Here is a 24,477-nt window from a genome sequence, read left to right on the forward strand (position 1 = left end):
GTGGGTGAACCGGTTTTTGAACATATACTGAAGGTACGCGACTATGAGTGCGACACTCAGGGCCATGTGAACAATGCCAATTATCAGCACTACTTCGAGGTAACACGCCATGAGTTTCTGGAGAAGGCAGGATTGAACTTTCACCAACTCCATCTGCAAGGCGTCGATGCGGTGGTAGCAAAGGTGGAGATACGGTACAAAGTACCCCTGATAGGAATGGATACCTTTAAATGTACCATCACCCGCATTGAAAGAGTGAATGTAAAATATGTCTTTCATCAGGAAATAATCCGGTTACCGGATAAAATAGTCTGCGCAAGGGCAAAGATAGAAGTGGTCAATCTGGTAAATGGCAAACTATCGGACCCGGATGTGTTTGACGAAGCATTCAAAGAGTACATCCACTGACTATTTCCTGCTATAACTGATAGCTCATAGTTGATAGCTGACCGCTAAAAATTAAACGAATGGCCGACAAATCTTTATACCGGATAGCCCTCACGCAGATAAAAGGCGTGGGAGTGATGCACGCCCGCAATCTGATGGAGATAGTTGGTGATGAAGAAGCTATTTTCAGGGAAGATGCACGCAAATTGGAATCCATACCCCGTATTACCCGGCGTCTGATTCAGGAGATTCGCAATCCCGATGTGCTGCGTCAGGCAGAGAAAGAAGTTGAATTTGTAAAGAAGAATAACCTTCGGATACTGTTTTACACCGATACCGAATACCCACAGCGCCTCTCCCAATGCCTGGACGCACCGATACTGCTCTATGCGAAGGGACATATCGACTTTAACCGTAAAAAAGTAATTGCCGTTGTGGGCACGCGCAATGAGACCCGGTATGGTCAGGATTTCTGCCGCGGGTTTATCCGGGATCTGGCTGGCCGTCTCCCCGGAATACAGATTGTCAGCGGCCTGGCTTACGGCATCGACATTCACGCCCATCGCGCAGCGCTGCAAAACGGATTATCTACAGTTGCCGTGCTGGGGCACGGGCTTGACAGAATATATCCGTCCATGCACAGGCAGACGGCAATTGAGATGTTGCAGCATGGAGCACTGCTCACCGAGTTCCCCAGTGGCACCAATCCCGACCGTCATAATTTTGTGAAACGGAACCGCATTGTGGCCGGCATGTCGGATGCGGTGGTGGTGGTAGAGTCGGCCGAAAAAGGAGGGTCGCTCACCACTGCCGACATAGCCAACTCCTACTTTCGGGAAGTTTTTGCACTGCCGGGACGTATTCATGACAAGATGTCTTCAGGCTGTAACCGACTGATATCAGACAACAAGGCATTACTTATACAGGGCGTGGATGATCTTATGGGACACATGGGGTGGATGGAGGAAAAGAAAAAGGAATATCCGAAACAGCAGGAGCTGTTTGTGGAATTGTCTGATAATGAAGAGAAAGTTTACCAGACACTCCTTCACTCCGGAGCCATGCAGGTAAATACCCTCGCCATCGAGCTCAATATGCCGGTGACTGACCTGTTTATGACATTGTTGGAACTGGAAATGAAAAATGTAGTGGCCTCACTCCCCGGTGGGATGTTTAAATTAATATGATGAAACATCATCGGAATTTTTGGTTTTTTACTATCTTTGACCTATTAACATTCAACATATAAGAATCAATGGCACTACAAATTGGAGATAAAATACCCGAAGACCTGGGAACCGACCAGAATGGTTGCGCGGTAAAAGCAAGCGATTACACAGGCAAAAAGCTGGCTCTCTATTTCTACCCAAGGGATCAGACGCCAGGTTGTACTGCGCAGGCATGCAGCCTGCGTGATGGATATACCGACCTGCGTAATGCGGGATACGAAATTGTGGGCGTCAGCATTGACAGTATGAAATCGCATCAGAAGTTCATAGATAAATACAATTTGCCCTTTCCACTGATTGCAGATACCAATAAAAAACTGGTAGAAGCTTTCGGGGTATGGCAGGAAAAGTCGATGATGGGTAAAAAATTCATGGGAACTGTGCGTACCACTTTTCTGGCAGATGAACATGGTATCATCCGTCACGTCATCAAGGGAAAAGGGGTGGACACTGGAAACCATGCCGAACAGATCTTGGGAATTCAATGATGATTTCCTGAATATGATCTTCAGGAAAAGATTATTTGTGTAACGACAAAAAAGGAAGAAACTGTACATTATGGAAGAAGAAAAAGAGAACAAGAACAGTGAGAAGCTGAAGGCGCTGCGCGCGGCGATGGACAAGATTGAAAAAACTTACGGGAAAGGGTCTATCATGAAAATGGGAGACGAGAAGGTCGAAGAAATACCGGTCATCTCTTCCGGCTCCATCGGTCTGAATGTGGCACTGGGTGTGGGAGGTTATCCCCGCGGACGTGTCATAGAGATCTACGGTCCCGAATCGTCGGGTAAAACCACCCTCGCCATCCATGCCATCGCCGAGGCTCAGAAAGCAGGAGGTATCGCTGCATTTATTGATGCCGAGCATGCCTTTGACCGTTTTTATGCCGGCAAGCTGGGTGTCAATACTGATGAGCTCCTCATCTCACAGCCCAGTAGCGGCGAAGAAGCCTTGGAAATTGCAGAGCAGCTGATTCGTTCTTCGGCCGTGGATATCATCGTCATTGACTCGGTGGCAGCCCTCACCCCGAAAAAAGAGATTGAAGGAGATATGGGCGACTCCAATGTAGGGCTTCAGGCACGCTTGATGTCTCAGGCACTCAGGAAACTCACTTCGGCCATCAGCAAAACCAATACAACCTGCATCTTTATCAATCAGCTGCGTGAAAAGATCGGCGTCATGTTCGGCAATCCGGAAACCACCACCGGCGGAAACGCATTAAAATTTTACGCCTCCGTACGCCTCGACATCCGGGGTAACGGTTCACCCATCAAGGAGGGGGAAGAACAGATCGGGAAACCTACCCGCGTGAGGGTTGTAAAAAATAAAGTTGCTCCGCCATTCCGCAAGGCCGAGTTCGACATCATGTTTGGCGAGGGCATCTCCCGTACCGGGGAGATCATAGACATAGGATCGGAATTGAATATTATCAAAAAAAGCGGATCGTGGTACAGTTATAACGACACCAGGCTGGGACAGGGACGCGATGCTGCCAAGATCGCAGTCAGGGACAATCCGGAACTGGCCGAAGAACTGGAAGGGCTTATCTATGCTGCTCTCAGTGAGCAGAAATAATGTAACAAAACGAGGCTTCCTTCCGGAACCTCGTTTTTTTCTTGAAGCAAATTCCGTAAACGGGTAAATAACGGCGAGCGCAGGAAGGATTATATAAAATTTATTACGTATGCAGCAATACAGGAATTTAACACAAGATGAAACAGATCACCTTGAGAAGAACGGATGCAGCTGCTCCGACTGGAAACAGGTGATCGTAAAAAATGGGTTCGATCCACGTTATGTAAAAAACTCACAATTCTCGGGACGGGTAAGTCTTGGTATTTTTAAAGCCCGGTTTGAGCTTGCCGGTGGTCTGCAGAAACATGCCGGGATCAATAATGCCGTCATCCACAATTGCAGCATAGGAGACAATGTTGTCATTGAGAATGTACAGAACTATATTGCCAACTACACAATCGGTGACAATTGTTTTATCCAGAATGTAGATGTGATCCTGGTTGATGGCATGACCACTTTTGGTAACGGGGTGCAGGTAAACGTACTGAATGAAACAGGCGGGCGTGAGGTACATATCAACGACAAGCTGTCGGCACACTTTGCCTATATCTACTCCCTTTATCGTCACCGGCCGGGCCTGATTGAGCGCATGAAGGCCATCATCGACTTTTACTGTGACAAGCATGCATCGGACAGAGGCACCATTGGTCCAAATTGTAAGATCGTAAATGTGGGATACATCAAGAATGTACGCATTGGCGAATATTGTAAAATCACAGGTGCCATGAAATTAAAAAACGGGAGCATCAACAGCAATATGTACGATCCTGTTTATATTGGCCGTAACGTGATTGCTGAAGATTTTATTGTCTCCTCCGGTTCCACGATCGACGGCGGCTCTTTCATCACCCGCTGTTTCGTGGGTCAGGCCTGTCATATAGATCATGGGTACTCAGCCTCCGACTCCCTCTTTTTCAGTAACTGTCATGGTGAGAACGGGGAGGCTTGTGCCCTCTTTGCCGGTCCTTACACCGTGACGCATCATAAGTCCACCCTGCTTATCGCCGGTATGTTCTCATTCATGAATGCCGGGTCGGGATCCAACCAAAGCAATCATATGTATAAGCTCGGCCCCATCCATCAGGGAATCATTGAACGTGGTGCCAAGACAACCAGTAATTCTTACGTGTTATGGCCGGCCAAGGTGGGTGCTTTCTCCCTGATTCTGGGACGACACTCACAACATGCAGACACGTCTGACCTGCCATTTTCGTATCTTATTGAAAAGGACAATGGCACCTATATTGCACCGGGAGTTAACCTGCGCAGCGTGGGTACCATACGCGATGCAAAAAAATGGCCGGAGAGAGACCGGCGTAAAGATCCCAACAGGCTCGATTGCATCAATTTCAATCTGCTCAGCCCCTATACAATTCAGAAGGTGTTCGCAGGCATGGAGATATTGAGAAATCTTCAGGCCACCGCCGGTGAAACCTCCGAATTATACACATACCAGAGTTGTATAATCACCAACTCGGCACTATGTAAAGGCCTTCAGCTTTATGAGATCATCATTCACAAGTTCCTGGGAAACTCCATCATCAAGAGGTTGGAAGGCACCCGTTTCAGGAACGACGAAGAGATCAGGAAACAACTTAAGCCCGACGACCGACCGGGACTGGGAGAGTGGGTCGACATCTCGGGTTTGATTGCTCCCAAATCGGAGATCGACGATCTGCTGAACAAAATTGAAGCAGGAGAGATTACTAAATTGAAGGATATCAATCACATCTTTCAAAAGCTTCATCAGGATTATTACATGAACGAGTGGACCTGGGCCTGGGATAAGATCCAAAGGTTTTATCAGCTTAAGGCAGATGAAATTACCGCAGCAGACGTAATCAGGATCGTGGAAAAATGGAAAGAGAGCGTGGTGAACCTCGATGAAATGATCTACTCCGACGCAAAGAAGGAGTTTTCCCTTTCTTTCAAAACAGGGTTTGGTGCCGATGGTAACATCAGGGACCAGGCAATGGATTTTGAATATGTGCGGGGTGCATTTGATAAGAACCCGTTCGTGGTGGCCACTCTAAAACATATAGAAGTAAAGAAGGCACTGGGAGACGAGTTGATTTCACGACTTTTACCCTTATCTTTGTAAGCGGTATTTATTAGCATGCATTATGACAGAGGAAACCTACAAACTGATTGAACAATTTCGACCCCAGTCCATTGACATACCCATAGACAAGTGTGAATTGGAAAAAGTTATTGAGACCCTGGTCTCACTCATGTTTCCTATTTGCAACTGTCCCGGCTCCCGCAATGTGCAGGATGAACTGCGGGAAGCGGCCGAAAAGCTTCATGCAAACATAGCCAGGATTCACAACAGTGAGGCGGCCGACAAAAAAACGGAAGCCTTCTTTCAAAAGCTGTCATCACTTCAGCAACGATTATATAAGGATGCGGCTTGCTACCTAAGGTTCGATCCCGCAGCCAAGACACTGGAAGAGGTGATTATCACCTATCCCGGTTTCTTCGCACTCTGTGTACACCGCATAGCCCATGAGCTTTATCTGCTTGGCCTGCCACTCATCTCACGGCTTTTTTCAGAATATGCCCATTCGAAGGTGGGCATTGACATCCATCCGGCAGCCAAAGTAGGCAAGAACCTGTTCATGGACCACGGTACGGGTATCGTTATTGGTGAAACGGCAGAAATTGGCGACAATGTGAAAATATATCAGGGTGTGACGCTAGGGGCACTTTATGTGGAAAAAAAACTGTCGGATGTGAAGCGTCATCCTACTGTTGAAGATAATGTGGTCATCTACGCAAATGCCACCATCCTGGGTGGAAACACAGTCATTGGACACGACTCCACCATTGGCGGGGGTGCCTGGCTCACACGGAGTGTAATTCCCTACTCTCTGGTGACCAATCCTGTGGATGTAAGGATCAGAGCGGGTAAAGAGTTTAACGGACCTTTTGATTTTGTAATTTAAGCCGGCACTGCTGCTCCAATCATCTCCTCTAGCGCCGCTACGGCAGTTTCCACGGTGTTTATGTCCCGAATGACCACCGATCTCTTTTTTCCTGTTTCGCGAAGGCGGCACTGGCGGGCATGTGCCTGCACGAACCACAATAGTTTATCGAACGCGGAAGAACTGTAGTAGGGTGAATTTTCATCCGCCACCAGATTCAGGATCATCTGCTCATTTTTCAGGACAATTTTTTCTATTCCCAGTGATTTGGCCAGACGCCGCAGCCGCACAATACGAATCAACTCCCTGCCTTGCGGAGGTATTTTCCCGAAACGGTCTTCCAACCGTTTCATGAAGTCGATAATCTCAATCTCCGTCTCCATGTTATCCAGCTCACGGTAAATAGCTACACGTTCAGCATCGTTGGGAATATACATCGCCGGGAACATCAGCTCCAGGTCACTTTCCACCAGCACATCGCTCACGAAGTCCTGCTCTTCCGCCTTTTCCTGCTCTTTATAGAGATCGGCAAATTCATCTTTCCGTAGCTCCTGCACTGCTTCCGTAAGGATCTTCCGGTATGTTTCGTACCCCAGGTCGGCAATAAACCCGCTCTGTTCCGCGCCAAGCAAATTGCCGGCGCCCCGGATGTCGAGATCCTGCATAGCAATATGAATGCCACTACCCAGTTCTGCGAAGTTCTCAATAGCCTGCAGCCGGCGTCTTGAGTCGCTACTCAAGGTATATAGTGGCGGGGCCAACAGATAACAGAACGCTTTCCTGTTGCTTCGCCCTACCCTGCCACGCAGCTGATGCAGGTCGCTCAATCCAAAATTCTGTGCATCAATCACAATAATGGTATTCACGTTGGGCATGTCGATCCCCGATTCGATGATAGTGGTGGCAATCAGCAGATCCTGGTCATGATTCATAAAGTCGGCAATCACGCTCTCCAGTTTTTTCGGATCCATCTGTCCATGGCCCACGGCAATACGAATACCCGGGATCTCCCTTTTTATCAATGCCTCCAGTTCATAAATATTCTGGATACGGTTATTCACGATGAAGACCTGCCCATTGCGGCTTACTTCGAAGTTTACCGCGTCACGGATGATCTCCAAATCGAAGGTATGTACCTCCGTCTGTACCGGATAACGGTTTGGAGGCGGGGTACCAATGGTAGAGAGGTCACGCGACCCCATCAGAGAGAATTGTAATGTACGCGGAATGGGGGTTGCCGTCATGGTGAGCGTATCCACGTTTACCTTCAGCTGCTTCAGTTTTTCCTTCACGGAGACACCGAATTTTTGTTCCTCGTCGATGATAAGCAATCCCAGGTCTTTGAACTGTACATCCTTTCCCACCAGTCGGTGTGTGCCGATCAGGATATCAATTTTACCCTCTTTCAGCCGGTTGAGAATCTCTTTTTGCTCTTTAAAAGTACGCGCACGGCTCAGGTAGTCCACCTTCACGGGAAAGTTGGACAGCCGGTCACTGAAAGTATGGTAATGCTGTGTAGCCAGTACGGTGGTCGGCACCAGTACAGCCGTCTGTTTTCCATCGGTAGCCGCCTTGAAAGCTGCACGGATGGCGATCTCGGTCTTTCCGAAACCCACATCCCCGCAGATCAGTCTGTCCATGGGCTGTTCGCTCTGCATGTCGGACTTCACATCGCGTGTGGCTTTGATCTGGTCTGGGGTATCCTCATACATGAATGAAGCCTCCAGCTCGGTCTGCAGATATGTATCCTTTGAATAGGCGAAGCCCTTTTCCTGCTGACGTTGTGCATACAGTTTAATCAGGTCACGGGCAATATCTTTGATCTTCGACTTGGTTCGCTCCTTCACCTTTTCCCATGCTCCGGAGCCCAGCTTGTTCAGCTGGGGTGCCTCCCCCTCTTTTCCTTTGTACTTCGACACCTTGTGTAGCGCGTGAATCGATACAAATACGGCATCGTTGTTCAGATAGGTAAGCTTGATCACCTCCTGCACCTTGTCACCAATGCGCAGTCGCACCAAACCTGCAAATTTTCCGACGCCATGATCCATGTGAACCACAAAGTCGCCCGGCTGAAGCTGATTCAGCTCCTTGAGCGTAAGTGCAATTTTTCCCGATCGGGCCCTGTCGGACTTCAGGCTAAACTTATGAAAACGATCAAATATCTGATGGTCGGTGAAACAACAGATTTTCAATGTCTCATCCGAGAAGCCCTCATGCAGGGTTTTGTTCACCGGAGTGAAGTCGACCGTATCATTTCGATCCTCAAAAATATGATAAAGCCTTTTTTGCTGTTTTTCGCTATCACTAAGTATATAGAGTGCATATCCATCATCCCGGAACCGTTGTAGCGACTCACTCAGCATGTCAAAGTTCTTATGATAGAGCGGCTGCACCGAAGTATGAAAATCAATGACTGCATCAGGTGTATCCAGCATTCTGGTGTCGAACCGGACCTGTTTAAAAGGTTTTATGCCCCGCATGAAATCCTCTTTCGAGAGCAGATCAGCTTTTACAAATTCTACATCTTTTGGGTCGATATGCAGTTTATCCTCATTGAGTGACTCGATGCGGCTACTAACCCAGCGGATATCTTCCACGCCAACGATAGTAGAAGAGGGAAGCGAGTCAAAAAGCGAAGCCTGTTTCATTCCGGAACGTTCAAAGGCAGGGACAATGCGGATATCATTGAATTTTTCCTTTGAGAGCTGCGTTTCCATTTCGAAGTTGCGGATGGTCTCCACCTCATCGCCAAAGAAATCGATCCGATAAGGATATTCGGCAGAGAAAGAAAACACGTCGATAATGCTTCCCCTCACTGCATATTGTCCCGGTTCATAGACGTAATCCACATATTGAAAGCCGTAACTGTCAAGCACCTCGCTTACGAAAGAGGCATCCAGCCGTTCGCCCACAGTTACCTTCAGCGTATTTTCCTTTAGCAGTTCACGGGAGATGGTCTTTTCTGCGAGCGCATCGGGATAACTCACGATCACCAAAGACTCATTCTCACTTTGCAGTCTGCTCAGCGTCTCCGTGCGAAGCACCTCGTTGGCCGCATCCAGCTGTCCGTACTTGGATGCCCTTTTGTAGGCCGACGGGAAAAAAAATACTTCTCCCGCACCCATGATCTGAGTGATGTCGTGATAAAAATAACCTGCCGTTTCGGCATCATTAAAGATATAAAGGTATACACGGGGAAGTTTATGAAACAGGCCGACTGAAAACATTGCACGCGACGACCCGTGCAAACCCGTTACCGATAAAACATGCACTTTTTTCAGTAGAGAGCCTGCCGCTGCCACATTGGGGTGTTTCTCCACCCGCATCTGTAATTGCGTAATGTCTAATGTTTCAACCATTCAGATGAAAGTGCAAAGGTAACTTATTTTTTTATTACCTTTGTAACCTTTGAGACAAGAAAATATTGATATGGAAACAGATGCCAGGTATACCCCCGGATATATTTTCGAAACCAGCTGGGAAGTATGCAATAAGGTAGGAGGGATTTATACTGTTTTATCCACGCGTGCCCGTTCACTTCAGAAACTCTATAAAGATCGCATTTTTTTTATTGGTCCCGATATATGGAAAGAGGAAGAGAGTCCCTGGTTTTTGGAAGACCGCAGCCTTTACGCCTCGTGGTGTGATTACGCCTTTGAGAGTCAGCATCTGGAGGTTCGTGCCGGCAGATGGGATGTACCGGGTCATCCGATTGTTTTTCTGGTAAAATTTGAACAGTTCCTGGAGAGGCAGAATGATATCTATGCAAGGATGTGGACAGATTTTGGAGTGGATTCCATCTATGCTTACGGCGATTATTTTGAGTCTACCATGTTCGCCTATGCCACCGGCCTGCTTATAGAGAGTTTTTATCATTTTCATCATTTGGAGCCGGACCATGTGGTTGCCCACTTCAATGAATGGATGCTGGGGGCGGGAGCGCTTTATATCAAGAAATTTGTCCCGAAAATTGCCACACTTTTCACTACGCATGCCACCTCAATAGGCCGCTCTATTGCAGGGAACAATCTGCCTCTTTACAATCATCTGAAAGAGTATAACGGCAATCAGATGGCACGTCAGTTAAACATGGTTGCCAAGCACTCTATTGAGAAAGCAGCTGCCAAAAATGTCGACTGTTTCACCACCGTGAGTGATATCACTGCCCGGGAATGTGCCCGGTTCCTGGAGAGGCAGCCCGAAGTGGTCACTCCCAATGGTTTTGAAAAAGATTTTATTCCGAAAGGCAATGCCTATAAGCAGGCACGCAAGAGAGCCCGGAAAGTTTTGCTTGATGTAACGGAAAAAACAATCGGCTATGCCCTGCACCGGGATGCGTTGCTGATTGGCATCAGCGGCCGCTATGAGTACAAGAACAAGGGAATCGACGTGTTCATTGAAGCCATGAATCGTCTGCGCACAATGCAGGAGCTTACCAAGGATGTTATCGCTTTCATTATGATTCCCGCCTGGATCAACGGTCCCCGGAAAGATCTCCAGCTCCTGCTTTCGGAAAATGGTTCACCCGAAAGAGCCGATGTGCAGAAGGGGTCTTCCTTTGTGACACACAACCTGGTTGATCCTTCGCACGACATGATTATGAACCAGTTGCATCATCTGGGTTTCACCAACTCGAAAGATAGCAGTGTAAAAATTATTTTTGTGCCCTCCTATTTAAATGGGAACGATGGCATTTTCAATCTCTCCTATTACGACTTGCTGATTGGGCTTGATCTCTCCGTTTTCCCCTCTTACTACGAACCTTGGGGATATACTCCCCATGAAAGCGTAGCCTTTTCCATCCCCACCATCACCACCTCCCTGTCCGGTTTTGGTATCTGGGCACAAAAACAGGGCGAACAAAAAGGGATGGACGATGGTATGGAAGTAATTCATCGTGATGATAACAATCAGGCAGAGGTGGCCGAAGAGATTGCATCCATCATCTATGATTTCTCCCTGAAGAGCGTTGAGCAGGTCACGCTGCTGAAACAGGCAGCCGCAGATTTGTCGGACCGCGCCGACTGGGCACATTTCATTGTTTATTATCAGGAAGCCTATAGCAAAGCTTTGCACAACTCATTCATCAGATTATCAAAACCTCATAAACTTAAAGCCGATTAAAATGTTATAATTACCGACGTAACGGTCTTATATGTTCCTCAATAACATTGTCCCGGCTTATTTATTATGCGGCACCGCAATTAGAAATTAAAAAAACAGCAAAATAATGATTATTCAATCAAGTTATTCCAACACGCCCATCTGGAAAGAGATACACGTACATGCAGAATTACCTGTTCAGTTGCGGCCACTGGAGGAAATTACCCGTAACTTATGGTGGGTGTGGAATGAAGAGGTGAAAGCCATCTTCGAGAACCTGGATCCTGAAGAATGGGAAAAGAGTGAAAAAAACCCCGTAGTGATGTTGCAAAATCTGCGATCGGACATCACCGAGAATGTGGTAAAAAACGCCGGATTAATGGAGCGTATACGCCTCATCTACGAAAAATTCAAACAGTACATGGAAGTACCTCACAACAGGGAACGCCCCAGTGTAGCCTATTTCAGCATGGAATACGGCCTTACCCATGTACTGAACATCTACTCGGGCGGCCTGGGAATTCTCGCAGGCGATTATCTGAAGGAAGCGAGCGACAGCAATGTGGATATGACGGCAGTAGGTTTTCTCTACCGTTATGGTTATTTCACACAGACGTTGTCTGTGGAAGGGCAGCAGATAGCCAATTACGAAGCACAAAATTTTGGCGATCTCCCCATCACACAGGTAATGAACGAAGATGGCACTCCCATGATTCTGGAAGTACCCTTTCATGACCGGCCTATCTACTCCAACATCTGGAAAGTTGCAGTCGGGCGTATCAATCTCTACCTGATGGATACCGACATCGAAAAGAATAGCGAATATGACCGCTCCATCACGTATCAGCTTTATGGAGGAGACTGGGAAAACCGCATGAAACAGGAGTATCTGCTTGGTATTGGCGGCATATTACTGTTAAAGAAACTGGGTATCAAAAAGGAAGTATATCACATGAACGAGGGACATGCGGCCTTCATCAACGTACAGCGCCTGCGTGATTATGTGCGGGAAGAGAATCTCTCATTTCATGAAGCGCTGGAGATTGTGCGCGCATCATCGCTCTATACCGTACACACTCCCGTACCCGCCGGACATGATTACTTTGATGAGCCGCTAATCGCCAAATACATGACTCCCATTGTACAACGTATGGGCATACCGTGGCAGCAGTTTATGGATATGGGCCGTGCCAGACCGGGGAGCAACGAGAGGTTTTCCATGAGTGTATTTGCGCTTAACACAGCACAGGAGACCAATGGCGTGAGCAAGCTTCATGGCACTGTTTCCCAGAAGATGTTTCAGCCCGTATGGGAAGGTTATTTTCCAGAAGAGCTGCATGTGGGTTACGTTACTAACGGCGTGCACTTGCCCAGCTGGGCCACATCTTCAGTAAAATCACTATACGAAAAATACTTCGGGGATAATTTCTACAATGACCAGTCGAATCCCGACATCTGGAAAAACATCTACAATGTGAGCGACGATGACCTCTGGGCGCTTCGCATGCATTTGAAGAAAAAGCTGGTCGATTACATTCAGGTAGAATTTAAAGAAGGCTGGTTAAAGAACCAGGCCGACCCGTCGCGCATCATGACAATGCTGGAAGAAGTAAATCCTAACGCCCTGCTGATAGGGTTCTCAAGAAGGTTTGCGACCTACAAGCGGGCACATCTACTATTTACCGATTTGGACCGTTTGTCCAGGATCGTAAATAACCCCAAGCGGCCGGTCCAATTCATCTTCGCCGGGAAAGCCCACCCGGCCGATGGTGGCGGGCAGGGACTTATCAGGCAGATTGTGGAGATTTCGCGTCGTCCCGAGTTTCTGGGAAAGATAATCTTCCTGGAGAATTACGACATGAGACTGGCCAAGCGGCTGGTATCGGGAGTGGATATATGGCTTAATACACCTACACGCGCCCAGGAAGCATCGGGCACCTCTGGAGAGAAGGCAGAGATGAACGGAGTTTTGAATCTCTCCGTATTAGACGGATGGTGGTATGAAGGCTATAAGGAAGGTGCCGGTTGGGCATTGACCGACAAAAAGACGTACGACAATCAGGCATTTCAGGATGAGCTGGATGCTTCCACCATTTATTCACTGCTGGAAAATGAGATTATCCCGCTCTATTATGCACACAACAGCAACGGCTATTCCTATGAATGGGTGCAATATATCAAGAAGTCGATGGCGGAGATCGCACCCCGGTTTACCACCAAGCGGATGATGGACGACTATTATAATCTTTTCTATAATAAGCTGGCAGCGCGCTCTGCAAGACTACATGAAAATAATTATGCGAAGGCGAAGGAGATTGTGAAGTGGAAAGAAGATACTGCCTCAAAGTGGGATACGTTTGAAGTGGTGAAACTTGAATTCAATCCCAATCAAAAGATGGATTACAATGACACCAACCGGGAAATATACGGACGGGTAGTGATTGACCGGAAAGAGATGCAATGTGAACTGGCTGTGGAATGCGTGGTTGTGGATCACGACACCGTAGATCAAAAGCCGGTATTTGTGGAATCATATGAATTTAACCTGGTAAAGACAGAAGGATCGTTGCTTTATTTTGAGACCCGCAAAGCGTTGAATGATCCCGGGAATCACCAGTACGGCCTGCGTGTTTACCCCCGCAATCCCGACCTGCCACATCGTATGGATTTTGCTTATATGCGATGGATCTAAAACAAATATCCTCCTATAAAATGTAAAAGCGCCCCGGTAAAGGGCGCTTTTATGTTTCACCAGCAGTTGTTGTTATCATTGTTGTTTTATGAAGATTGTATTGACATAACCGTCTGTAAAAAAGGTAGAGTCAGATAGCACTTGATAACCTGTTTTTATGTGGTGAAACACCGTAACGTTTGCTGTAGGCATTTACAAGGTGAGATACGTTTTTAAATTCGTACATTTTCGCAATTTCAGTGATGGTCATATCGGAGTTAAGTACCAGCGACTGGATTTCTTCCATTTTGCGGTCGAGCATCCACTGATAGGGAGTTTCTCCGAAACTCTTCTTGAAATGACGGGTGAATGTCCTTACGCATTCATACCGGCACATTTGAGCCAGTTCGTTCACATTTTTAGCTGTCATGAAATTTTTCAGTACACTATCTTCGAACTTTTTCGATTTTGAGGCTCTTGGAATAAGTTTTACCAAAACAATTTCCTTGTCGGGTGATGGTAAAACCTTACTTTTGAGGCCATCAGAGAAAGTAAAAGTACATGACTCAACATCAGTAAGCAGATATTTGCGCACCTGATCCTGTCCTCTGTTTTTTGTTTTAGCGATGTCCATTTTTTCCTTTGTTAACTGTTCCAATAAATACTTCAGTACCAAGTGTAATGCGCAGGGTATATTCACCAGCCGGGATGCCGTTGAGCGGTATGGCTTCAAAACCCATATCGTATACCTCGAAAAAGCTTTGTTTTGCTCCCTTGCTGCCAATAATCTCCACCAACGCGCTCCCGCGATAATTTTGAACCGAGATGGTGACCACATTTCCGTGATTGTAAGCTTCTACAACCGGTTCCACTGTCACGGCCTGGATGCTGAACGTACGATTTGCACTGGCGACACGGGTAGTTCCTCCATCACGACTTAATTCAATCTTATCCTCCAGGTCGTCTTTTGTCTCATTTCTAACAGTTGAAGAATAAACTAAAGCACTGCACACGGCAATCAACAAAAATGTGAACATTACTCTTTTCATGCGACTATTTTTTATTTTAAGTTATTATGTAATTCAGTTGCAATTTTCCTTATAAATTACAGACACAAAGATAATATATTCAACTTGTGAGAAACAACACCTTTGCGGTAATTTAACGCGGATAAATACGACAAATATCTTATTTAGTGCATCTTACATGGATTGTTTTTAACGGCTTTATTCTCCGAAAATAGCGGTATCCAGTCCTTTTTCCAACATTTTTTTCTTCAGTTGAGATTTTCTAACGCGAATACTTTCCGGGGTGGTATTCATAAAAGTGGCCAGCTGGCGGTTGTCGGCATCACATGCCAGTAACATCAGCATCATTTTTTCATTGACATTAAAAAATCCCTCCCTGTCGTTAAGATGTGTGTAGGCATAGAAAGTCTCATCATCAGTGGCGAGTGTTTTAGTAATATCGCGCAATTCGGTATCGGTATTTTTGACTATTTTCTCCATCTCCTTATATACCTTGGGATAGGAAGAGATATAACGTTGTGAGAGTAACTGTACTTCACCGTGAAGGAACGTAAGCCGATCGGAAATATTACTGTAAAGCTGCAATAACCATTTGCGCTTACCAGCCTCCTCCTTTAGTATATTGGCTTGTAATTCTTGTTGTTTCACGGTAATTTCGGCCTGTTGCAATTTTAATTTACTAATTTTACGCACCCTCCAAGCATACATTGCAATGACAATCAAAACAATCACAAGTAACAAGGCACCTATTATAATGTGAAAGTTCTGTTGTCTCGCTCTAAGGGTAGCATTTTCGGCTTCGGTCAGGTCATATTTTTTTTCCAATTCTGCAATCTGTGTGTTCAGGCGTTCTGTAATAGAATTTTTGTATAATTCTGCCGCTTTTTTTCTATATCTATTTGCCAGCTCAAAATTTAATTGTTTTTCGGCAATATTTGCTACGTTCTGAAAATACAGATGATTTTGTCGGTATGTGCTGTCTTCTATGAAATCTATTGCCATCTGGGCGTAAAGCATGGCACTATCAAGTTGTCCGAAACCAATATATCTATCGGAGATGTTAAAATAAACCCGGGATAAATTTGTATTTTCATTTGGCTCATCATTTAACATTAATTTAGCTCTCTCCAAAGCTTTTTCAGGTTCATCAATAACATCGAAATAGACTGACTGGGCATTTAGAATGAAATAATTTTTGTTACGTAATCTATTATAATAACGTGAAAGCGAATCGAGATATATTTTACCTTTTTCGAAATCTTTTTTTTGCATCTCGTTCCAGTAAAGCGCTAGATAAGTATCGAATACATGAATGGAGTCCTTTTCCATGTTTGCATTGGCGAGTGCGTGATGAAAATAATCGTAGGCCGTGGTATAATTCCGATTGTTGTAATTGATATTTCCCAAAAAGTAATTGATCATATATCCGAGAGATGGGTCGGGGACTTCCATGGATTGAAAGAGTCGGTTTGCTTCTTTTAAAGGTTCAAAAACCGTGCTATCCTTTACTCCCATCCTGGTACGTATGATTCCCTGGTAGGCCAGAGAACGGATGTAGTTTCTGTTTTTGCGATCGTGCAACCTGTAATAATCATTCACCGCATTAATTAATGAATCGCTGGTGAAATTAGCATAGGTCTTATCGTCTGAAATCACCTTTAAGAGATTGTAATACACTCTATTTGAACGGGAAAATTCATTTACATCCAGCGTCTTCAGACTATCTGACACCTGCCGTGGATGCGTGTCTAGTTGTGCGTCCAACTCGGTTAAATGTTGGAACACATCTCTATCGTTCACTTTGTTACACGAAGTACCAAAAGCAATGACGGCCAAGAAGGTTAATAGCGAATCACGAAACTGCATTTTATCCCCAAATCTGAATCGCAAAGATAACCTTTTCTATAAGAAAAGGCGGCAATTATTGTCTTTAAAAGATTAAAAGATGGTTACTATTTTACCCCTGCTCGATTTCAATTTCACCTCGCAATAAACATCCTTTCACATAGCTAATGATTGACAACTATACCTCTCATATTGGGCTTACTAACATCACCAAGTTGATTGTCAATGCACAACCTATCAACTAAAAAAGCCATCTCAATATTGGCATGAGATGGCTTTTAAAATCTGGTAATTTATTACCTATGGGTGAATTTTAAATGTAAACGCGCCCCATCCTCCAAAGCCCGGAATATAGGGATTTACAGTAAACTCAATAGTTCTTGAACAAGTATTTACAGATGCATTTCTGAAATTGTACCATAAAATTGCATCGCCAGTACTGTACTTATCGCCCGTGTCTTGATTGGGTATGATAAGCGACAAATCCTCTGCATTAATCCATACTGTAACTACATCATAAGCAGGAACCCAGATGTTTGGCGAAATGGGTGATATATCAATTCCATATAGGCTTTCCGGGGTGACACCTGCAGGAATATCTGCGGCATCGGGCAAGTCTGGATTGTGGGAAAGAGTCACTTGGTAACTGTCGTTCCCGTAAGGTGTAGTTTCCTCCATGGTAAACTGACCGATAAAGCTGCCAGTATTGGGATCTTGGTCCCAACCACAAGCCACCGCATAGCGCACATTATAGGAATAGGCACGACCACCAACTTGCCAGCCCGCAAAGGCCTTATTATTGAAACCAATCTGCTTGGTCCACCCAGGAATAACGTTACCATCTTCCAATACCACATTGGTTGTCAAATAAAGTGTTTCTCCGAGTGAGGGTGCACTTAAACCGAGTTTGCTGTAGACGTCAGCAATATTGATTTGCATCTCATTAGGAAATTCAGTGATGTTATCGGCAACCACAGCTGATTTTGAATTACCTTCCCCATCTTCCAATACAGCTAAAAGTTGAGCATGCTTCATGAAGGAATAATCACCCTGTGTCTCAGGAATCGTAAGTTTAACTCTGTAATCACCTGTCGTAAGACCGTCTGACAACAATCCATCAGTACCGGGAATACGGACAATATCGATTACTACACCTCTTTCCACATCTTCTATTGGATAGGGTAGTTCTTTCTCACAACTCTGCAAGACAAGTAACAGGGAGAGGGAGATAAATGCTAAAAATATTTTTTTCATATTGTATGCTAATTTTAATTATTATTTATCCCAAAAAACAAACGGAGTGGACAAATTGGTCTTCTGAGCCATATTAGGATTCAATTCGGTTTCCGAACTGGTTGGATAATAGAGAGACCTTGGGAATGATGCGATATTGGTAAGTGGAACTCTCTTGGGTGAACGTTCAGCTTCAACAGGATTGACTCCATTTCCGGGGTCTTGCGTTTTTGCAGGATCAAAGAAAATGGGGAAACCAGTGCGTCTGTGATCATTATAAGATTCAACTGGATTAAAAATGTTGGCAATCCATTTTTGTGTCATTACTATCCGCATTTTCCCATTGGCATCTGCAGCATCATATCTTGAAAGAATCTGATTCACAAAATCATTCCTATCAGTATCCGAAATAGTGGGTACTTCTGATTGTTTTGTCGCCACGGAATTGACATGTGCAATGGAAGCTTCTATTCCTTCTTTTAATAAACTCTTGGCATCGCCACTGACCTCACCTGCGAGTGTCAACTCCGCGAGCATAAACTTAAGGGAAGCATAGGTAATCAGCTTATGAGGGGCTTCACCATATGTATCCAGAACAGAAACAGCGCCTCCTTGACCGTCGTCATATTTGCCTCCATTCAGATAAATCCCCAGTTTTGTGAGCGATTTATCGTTACTACCTGCAGAGTTAGGTCCATTTGAAGCAAAGAAAATTGACATGAAATTGCCATTCCTATATTCGTGGGGGCTCTCAGATGCCTGACCAGTTTTCAGCTGATTTACAAAATAGTAAGGGATACGTGGATCCTCAATATTGGCGAATGGATTATCAGTCGTATTATAAGTGTCCCCATTCATTGTTTCATAAAAATAGGGACTTATAAAATGTGTTGTCTGCCCGCTATAATTACTTAATGCAGGATGACGCATATCTCTTGGCGAAGTTTCTGTTTTATACCAGAATTGGAAATCTTCCTCAACACCTATGAAATTATTACCACTTATCAATGCGTTCAGCTTACTTTGCCAGTCAGTAATATCTGATTTTGCTTTGCGAGTTTGCAAAAGGAGCTTTAAGGTAATTGTATTATTCAATTTCACCCACTTCCCTTTGTCACCAGCATAAAAGAAATCATCAGATCCTGGTCTCAGAAGATTTTCAGCTTCGGCATTTTGCAAATCAGCCCTTCCACTTTCAAGCAATTCTATCAGAGCATTATAGATATCTTTACTAGTATCTGGTTTAGGAGCTAACACTTCTTCAAGATTAAATTCAGAAAATGGTATATCACCCCATAAATCCACCATTACGGAGAAAGTGTATGCTTTCAATGTTTTTGCAATACCTGCATAAATTAGATTGCCTTCCGGTTCAGCAGATTCAATTATTGCATCAAAATCCTTTAAAACATAAGTGTACAAATAATTCCAAGTATTGTAAGGGTTATTTGCTTGTGTACCCATACCATAATTTTGCACCTCACGGGAAACGAGTTGGTGTACATAAGATGAGAGATTGTCTCCGATAAAGTCTCCTTGTCCAAGTGCCTCAACCATATACAATTCACTTCCGGGAAGAAGCTTGTTCAACTCAGGAACTGTCGGGCTGTTAGGGTCTTTGTTTATATCGAGGTAGTCTTTTGTACAACCATTCAAGGTAACTACAACAGCTAAGACCTGTAATATTCTTATTATATTTTTCATATTTGTTATTGTTATATTCTCCTTATCAGAATGTCATCTTAACATTAAAACCAATTCTCCTCGTAGTAGGAGCACTTTCACGATCAATCCCCTGTACGTTACCACTGCCGAATGCATTTGAACCCGGATCATAATTGGTATATTTCGGGAAACCTGGTGCAAAATACCATAAGTTTCTTGCAATCACGGAAAGGTTGACAGATCCAATAAATGTGTTTCTGAGCAGTTTTTTGGGGAGATCGTACCCTAAAGTGATTTCACTTAATCGGAACACAGTTGCATCAAAGGCCTGGAATTCATCTACACTGTTCATTGCAAATGTAGGAGATGTACTGGCAGAAGAGAACCACAAGTCATTCTCACTAAGCTGAATAGTATTGAGAATTCTATCACCATTACCATCCAAAATGGGCTCATGACTATCTGGATCAGCAAGGATCCCATAAAGAATCCTGGTGCCTAAACGATCCTCCGTGTCTTTGGTTACACCACGTCCCATCATATCTGATGCAGGGCCAGAGATCAAAATACCGCCCACTCTTGCATCAAACATCATACTCAATGAAACACCTTTGTAAGAGAATGTATTCGTAATTGCGGTTTTAAAATCGGGATAAGGATCACCCAGATCACCAAGCTCGGAAGCCTCCATAAAGGTTCCTGTATTCGGATTGATCAATGGTGTACCATCTGTATCGCGGGCAATCACAGAACCACGTAGAAATCCGTAAGGATATCCAGGTTTCAGGGTTGGTTGTGGCTCAGAAGTTGATCCTGTATCGAGCGTAATCTGTTCAATACCTTCGATCAAAGAAACGACATTGCTTACATTCTTGGTAAAGGTTCCGAAAATATGCCATCTGAAAGAATTTTGCAAATCGATAGGAACAACGGTAAGACCAATTTCGACACCTTTGTTGTTCAACTCACCAAAGTTCGTATAGTATCTCCTGGAACCTGTGGATGCAGGCAAGCTTAAAGGAGCAATCTGATTGGTCGTTGATCTGTTATACCACGTAAAATCAAGTCCAAGTCGCCCATTATAAAATTGCAGTTCCGTTCCGGCCTCAAACTCGGAAGTAAACTCAGGTTTTAATTCCGGATCATAGGAGGTTGTCGGAAGTAGCATAATTGGCTGCCCGGCAAAAGGTGGATCCTGGAGATAAGTACCATTCACATAATATGTTCCGGCATCATTACCGACACGTCCCCACCCGGCACGTACTTTACCAAAGGTCAGAACATCTGTATCAATCTGAAATGCATCACTAAACACAAATGAACCTGACACAGCAGGATAGAAATAACTTTGATGTTTCACCGGCAAAGTAGAGGAGTGGTCATTACGCAAAGTAAGATTTAAGAATGCATAATCTTTATAGCCAAGCAATGCATCCGCATATATCGCCCATAATCTTCTTTTAGTGAGAGACTCGGAAGCTGATTGTTCCTGTGTATTATCTATATTGTAGATACCCCTGAATATCATCTTGTTGCCAGTCGCCTCTGCACGATATGTAGCCCTCTGGTTGATATTGTGACCAACAGTGACACGCAGATCATAATCCTCATCAAATTTGTGTTTAAATGTCATATTGAAATTGGATTCCAATTCCTGCGTTGTATAGTTGTCGTTATTGATCTGTCCTAGCCCTTCAAAATCCTCAGGACCAACAGATCCAATATTGATCACCTGTTTGCGATCCATTTCATATTGGTTCCAGCCAAACTGATATGACGCTGATAACCAGTCAGTAATATCATATGATGCATTCATGGTTGTTACTGTACGATCCATCACGGTGTTGATCGTATTGTATTTCCATGACCAGAGTGGATTGTCAACAGTTGTACTGCTGAATGGGAACAGATTTTTACCATCCGGTGTTTCATATGGCAACCCTACTGCATCAATATTTCTGGGCATCAACAATGTGCGGGCAAATGAACTGACAGAGCCACCATAATTACCTGCCCCAAAGAAAGGTCCATCCTGAACCGATCTGGAATAAGACAGTGTACCGCCTATAACAAGCCCATTATCTAGTTTTTGATTTCCTCCAACACTGAAAGAATTTCGTTCAAATTGTGAGTGGGGAATATAGCCATCCTGATCCAAACGTGATACAGTGGCACTATAATTTCCTTTATCATTATAACTCATAATATTTACAGAGTTATCAAGAATGCCACCTGTTCTGAATAATCCACTTACATTATTTGGATATGCTTGATAAGGCTGGGTAGGATCCATATCAGGATAAGCTGCCAAATAGTTTGCCCAAGTTGGTATCGTTTCCATACCAGGGGTTCCAAATGCAGGGCCCCAAGAACCGTTCGCATTGGAATAAAGGAAATTGCTACCTTGTCCGTATGAGTTTTGATACTCGGGTAATGATGCAATTTTTTCTGTAGTATACGAAGAAGTCACAGTAACTTCGAATTTCTTTTGGGAAGGTCTTTGCTTCTTACTACCAGATTTCGTTGTAATAAGAACTACTCCATTCGCAGCTCTACTTCCGTATAGTGCAGCAGCAGCAGCTCCTTTTAATATGTCCATACTCTCAATGTCGTTTGGATCAAGTGTAGAGATCCCGGTACCATAAGCACCAGCAGTTACTAGCCTGTCACCAGTTGTTACTTCAGTATTGCTATAAGGGACTCCATCCACAACGTATAACGGGTCGTTATTTCCGAGGAATGAAGAGTTACCCCTTATTAAAACTTTCGTTGCACTTCCGGCAACAGCAGACGATCCGCTAATTTGTACACCAGGAATTTTACCGTCCAATGAACGGAATAAATCTGGTTCTGCTTTTTGAATTGCTTCATCCGGATTAACAACTGTCTGTCCAAAGCCTACAGATCTCGGTGGTCTGGCAATACCCATAGCACCTACTACTACAACTTCCTGCAACATTTGAGTGTCAGCAACAAGTACAATTTTCATGTTTGAAGCTGCGGTCACCTCTTGTGTCTCCATTCCAACATAAGATATTACAAGTGCCGAGTTTGCGGGTACAGAGAGAGTAAAAAGACCATCAATATCAGTAACTGTACCCTGCGAAGTACCTTTTACCTGAATTGTGGCTCCAATTACCGGTTCCCCGTTATTGTCTACCACAGTACCCCGTATCTGGGTCTGAGCAGTTATAATCCCTATCCCCATAAAGAAAAGGGCCAAAAACATTGTTAGTTTTCTTTTCATAAACTCTACTTTTTAATTAATTCACTTTCATTATTATAGATCAATTCTATTTCGAATATAGGAGAAGTAGTTCGTCGTAAAGACTGAAATTAAAGTGGCCTCCCATTTTCAAAGCACCTTTCATTCAATTAACATTTATATAGGAAAATTCCAATTCACAAATATAAATCAATTATTTTTAATTCCTGTTTTTTTGCTTTTTTTTTTAAAAAAAAGGTCTAAATGCCATTAATTATATTCTTGTTTACTTTCATTTCACCCTAACTTTTTTCAATTTTACAAAAGATTAGAAACATAGACACCTCTAAATTTTAACAAATAATATACCAGAACAATCTTTACTTAAAACAGGACGCAAAGATAACCCATCCAAAATCATTTTGCAACTTTATGCACGCCATCTCTCCAATTTTTAACACCAAATCGAGAAAATCAATAAAAAATAGTCACACTATATGAGAAATTAAAACATATTTAAACTACAAGGTGCAAAAAAGGATGGCCGACAACGACCATCCTTCTCAAACAAGTATGCTTAAAATTAATTTACTTCTCTATTCCCAGTAACTCCACATCAAAAATAAGATTGGAGAAGGGTTTAATAGTACCTCTGTCGGCTGAACCGTAAGCGAGATTGTAAGGAACATAGAGTCTCCATTTTGAGCCGACGGGCATCAGCTTCAGTGCTTCAGTCCATCCCGGAATTACCTGGGTAACACCAAAGGTGGCAGGTTCGCCCCTGTCAACACTACTGTCAAATACAGTACCATTGATCAATGTGCCGTGATAATGCACTTTAACCTGATCGGTATCGGCAGGAATGGCTCCGGTTCCTGCACGAAGGACCTCGTACTGCAAACCACTGGGAAGTGTGACCACTCCTTCTCTCTTTGCATTTTCAGCCATATACGCATCTCCAGCGGCAATGCTATCCTTGTACTGAATTTTTAAATCTTCTTCCTGACGGGCCGTTTCTGCGGCCTGGGATTTTTCTACTTCAGTCTGAATCAAATTGCTTGCTTCCATTTTGCCAATTGCGAGCTGCTGGTTCTTCAATACGGAAATAAGACCGGCCAGTATCTGATCATTGTTTACCTTTTTGGTAGAGTCTGTACCAAAAAGCATGGTATTGAACTGCGGAAGCATCTGTTGTGAAAACTGAACACCAATACTGAGTCCGTTGGCGTAGGCCGATTTCTCTTCCTGATTCATCCCTTCGATCAGTCCTTTGATAAAATCGTTGAGCTTGGGAGCGTTAATCTTATTTACCGAATCAATCTTTGCAGCCATCTCTTTTTGCAGCGCTGCTTTCTGTGTGGAATCGGCAGAGGCTATCCTCATCTGATAGTCATATTCAATGCCGGAGGCACTTACCAATACTCCTGATTGTTCCAGAAACTGTACCAGTCCCTGATCGGCCATACTTACTCCGTAGGCGTAGGAAACACTGTCCACTGAATTTTTCAGGGATGTTTTAGGCGTAGAAGCTCCGCCGCAGGAAACCATTGTGATGGCCATAATAGCCACAACACTGAAAGTAGTTAAAATTGTTTTTTTCATTTTTCTTTTA

The 24,477-nt window shown here is 44.2% G+C and carries 16 protein-coding genes; 8 read left to right on the plus strand and 8 right to left on the minus strand.

All coding sequences use genetic code 11. From position 1 onward, the window contains the following. The 6 genes from AC1HCU_RS11685 to epsC all read left to right on the plus strand — a co-directional run bounded on the left by AC1HCU_RS11685 (position 1) and on the right by epsC (position 6,136). Positions 1-408: an acyl-CoA thioesterase gene (locus AC1HCU_RS11685; protein WP_480366165.1), complete on the plus strand. Its 408-nt coding sequence runs from the start codon at positions 1-3 to the stop codon at positions 406-408. Between the two features lie 59 nt (positions 409-467). Beyond that, on the plus strand, positions 468-1,574 hold the full coding sequence (gene dprA, locus AC1HCU_RS11690) for a DNA-processing protein DprA (RefSeq protein ID WP_480366167.1): 1,107 nt from the start codon (positions 468-470) through the stop codon (positions 1,572-1,574). A 68-nt stretch (positions 1,575-1,642) separates the two neighbouring features. Next, entirely contained in the window at positions 1,643-2,104 is a 462-nt protein-coding gene (gene bcp / locus AC1HCU_RS11695; RefSeq protein WP_480366169.1) for a thioredoxin-dependent thiol peroxidase, read from the plus strand. Between the two features lie 70 nt (positions 2,105-2,174). Then, positions 2,175-3,191, plus strand: coding sequence for a recombinase RecA (gene recA / locus AC1HCU_RS11700; protein ID WP_480366171.1), 1,017 nt, complete (start codon positions 2,175-2,177; stop codon positions 3,189-3,191). 109 nt (positions 3,192-3,300) lie between these two features. Further along, positions 3,301-5,292, plus strand: a complete 1,992-nt coding sequence (locus AC1HCU_RS11705; RefSeq protein ID WP_480366173.1) for a DUF4954 family protein — start codon at positions 3,301-3,303, stop codon at positions 5,290-5,292. A 22-nt stretch (positions 5,293-5,314) separates the two neighbouring features. Then, the gene (epsC, locus tag AC1HCU_RS11710) at positions 5,315-6,136 is read left to right on the plus strand and encodes a serine O-acetyltransferase EpsC (protein WP_480366174.1); all 822 of its coding nucleotides are present in this window, start codon (positions 5,315-5,317) and stop codon (positions 6,134-6,136) included. On the opposite strand, the gene mfd is transcribed toward epsC, so the two are convergent. Further along, positions 6,133-9,474: a transcription-repair coupling factor gene (gene mfd / locus AC1HCU_RS11715; protein ID WP_480366177.1), complete on the minus strand. Its 3,342-nt coding sequence runs from the start codon at positions 9,472-9,474 to the stop codon at positions 6,133-6,135. The genes epsC and mfd overlap by 4 nt on opposite strands. A gap of 70 nt (positions 9,475-9,544) precedes the next feature. Between mfd and AC1HCU_RS11720 the strand changes: the two genes are divergently transcribed. Beyond that, positions 9,545-11,239, plus strand: a complete 1,695-nt coding sequence (locus tag AC1HCU_RS11720) for a glycosyltransferase family protein (protein WP_480366179.1) — start codon at positions 9,545-9,547, stop codon at positions 11,237-11,239. 106 nt (positions 11,240-11,345) lie between these two features. Then, complete coding sequence (glgP, locus tag AC1HCU_RS11725) at positions 11,346-13,910, plus strand: alpha-glucan family phosphorylase (RefSeq protein ID WP_480366181.1); 2,565 nt, start codon at positions 11,346-11,348, stop codon at positions 13,908-13,910. Positions 13,911-14,040: 130 nt separating this feature from the next. On the opposite strand, the gene AC1HCU_RS11730 is transcribed toward glgP, so the two are convergent. The 7 genes from AC1HCU_RS11730 to bamJ all read right to left on the minus strand — a co-directional run bounded on the left by AC1HCU_RS11730 (position 14,041) and on the right by bamJ (position 24,467). After that, a complete protein-coding gene (locus AC1HCU_RS11730) occupies positions 14,041-14,523 on the minus strand; it encodes a helix-turn-helix domain-containing protein (protein ID WP_321722024.1) in 483 nt (160 codons plus the stop codon). After that, entirely contained in the window at positions 14,510-14,938 is a 429-nt protein-coding gene (locus AC1HCU_RS11735) for a hypothetical protein (protein WP_480366183.1), read from the minus strand. Before AC1HCU_RS11735 ends, AC1HCU_RS11730 begins: the two co-directional genes overlap by 14 nt. A 177-nt stretch (positions 14,939-15,115) precedes the next feature. After that, on the minus strand, positions 15,116-16,807 hold the full coding sequence (locus AC1HCU_RS11740) for a hypothetical protein (RefSeq protein WP_480366185.1): 1,692 nt from the start codon (positions 16,805-16,807) through the stop codon (positions 15,116-15,118). A gap of 255 nt (positions 16,808-17,062) precedes the next feature. Next, positions 17,063-18,016 carry a hypothetical protein gene (locus tag AC1HCU_RS11745; protein WP_480366187.1) on the minus strand — a complete coding sequence of 318 codons (954 nt, stop codon included), beginning with the start codon at positions 18,014-18,016 and terminating at the stop codon, positions 17,063-17,065. A 21-nt stretch (positions 18,017-18,037) separates the two neighbouring features. Beyond that, positions 18,038-19,699, minus strand: coding sequence for a SusD/RagB family nutrient-binding outer membrane lipoprotein (locus AC1HCU_RS11750; protein WP_480366188.1), 1,662 nt, complete (start codon positions 19,697-19,699; stop codon positions 18,038-18,040). Positions 19,700-19,724: 25 nt separating this feature from the next. Then, a complete protein-coding gene (locus tag AC1HCU_RS11755; RefSeq protein WP_480366190.1) occupies positions 19,725-22,907 on the minus strand; it encodes a SusC/RagA family TonB-linked outer membrane protein in 3,183 nt (1,060 codons plus the stop codon). Positions 22,908-23,453: 546 nt separating this feature from the next. After that, complete coding sequence (gene bamJ / locus AC1HCU_RS11760; RefSeq protein ID WP_480366191.1) at positions 23,454-24,467, minus strand: BamJ family beta-barrel-assembly machinery protein; 1,014 nt, start codon at positions 24,465-24,467, stop codon at positions 23,454-23,456. Positions 24,468-24,477: the final 10 nt, after the last annotated feature.

This window comes from Proteiniphilum sp. LBM24028 (assembly GCF_056629195.1).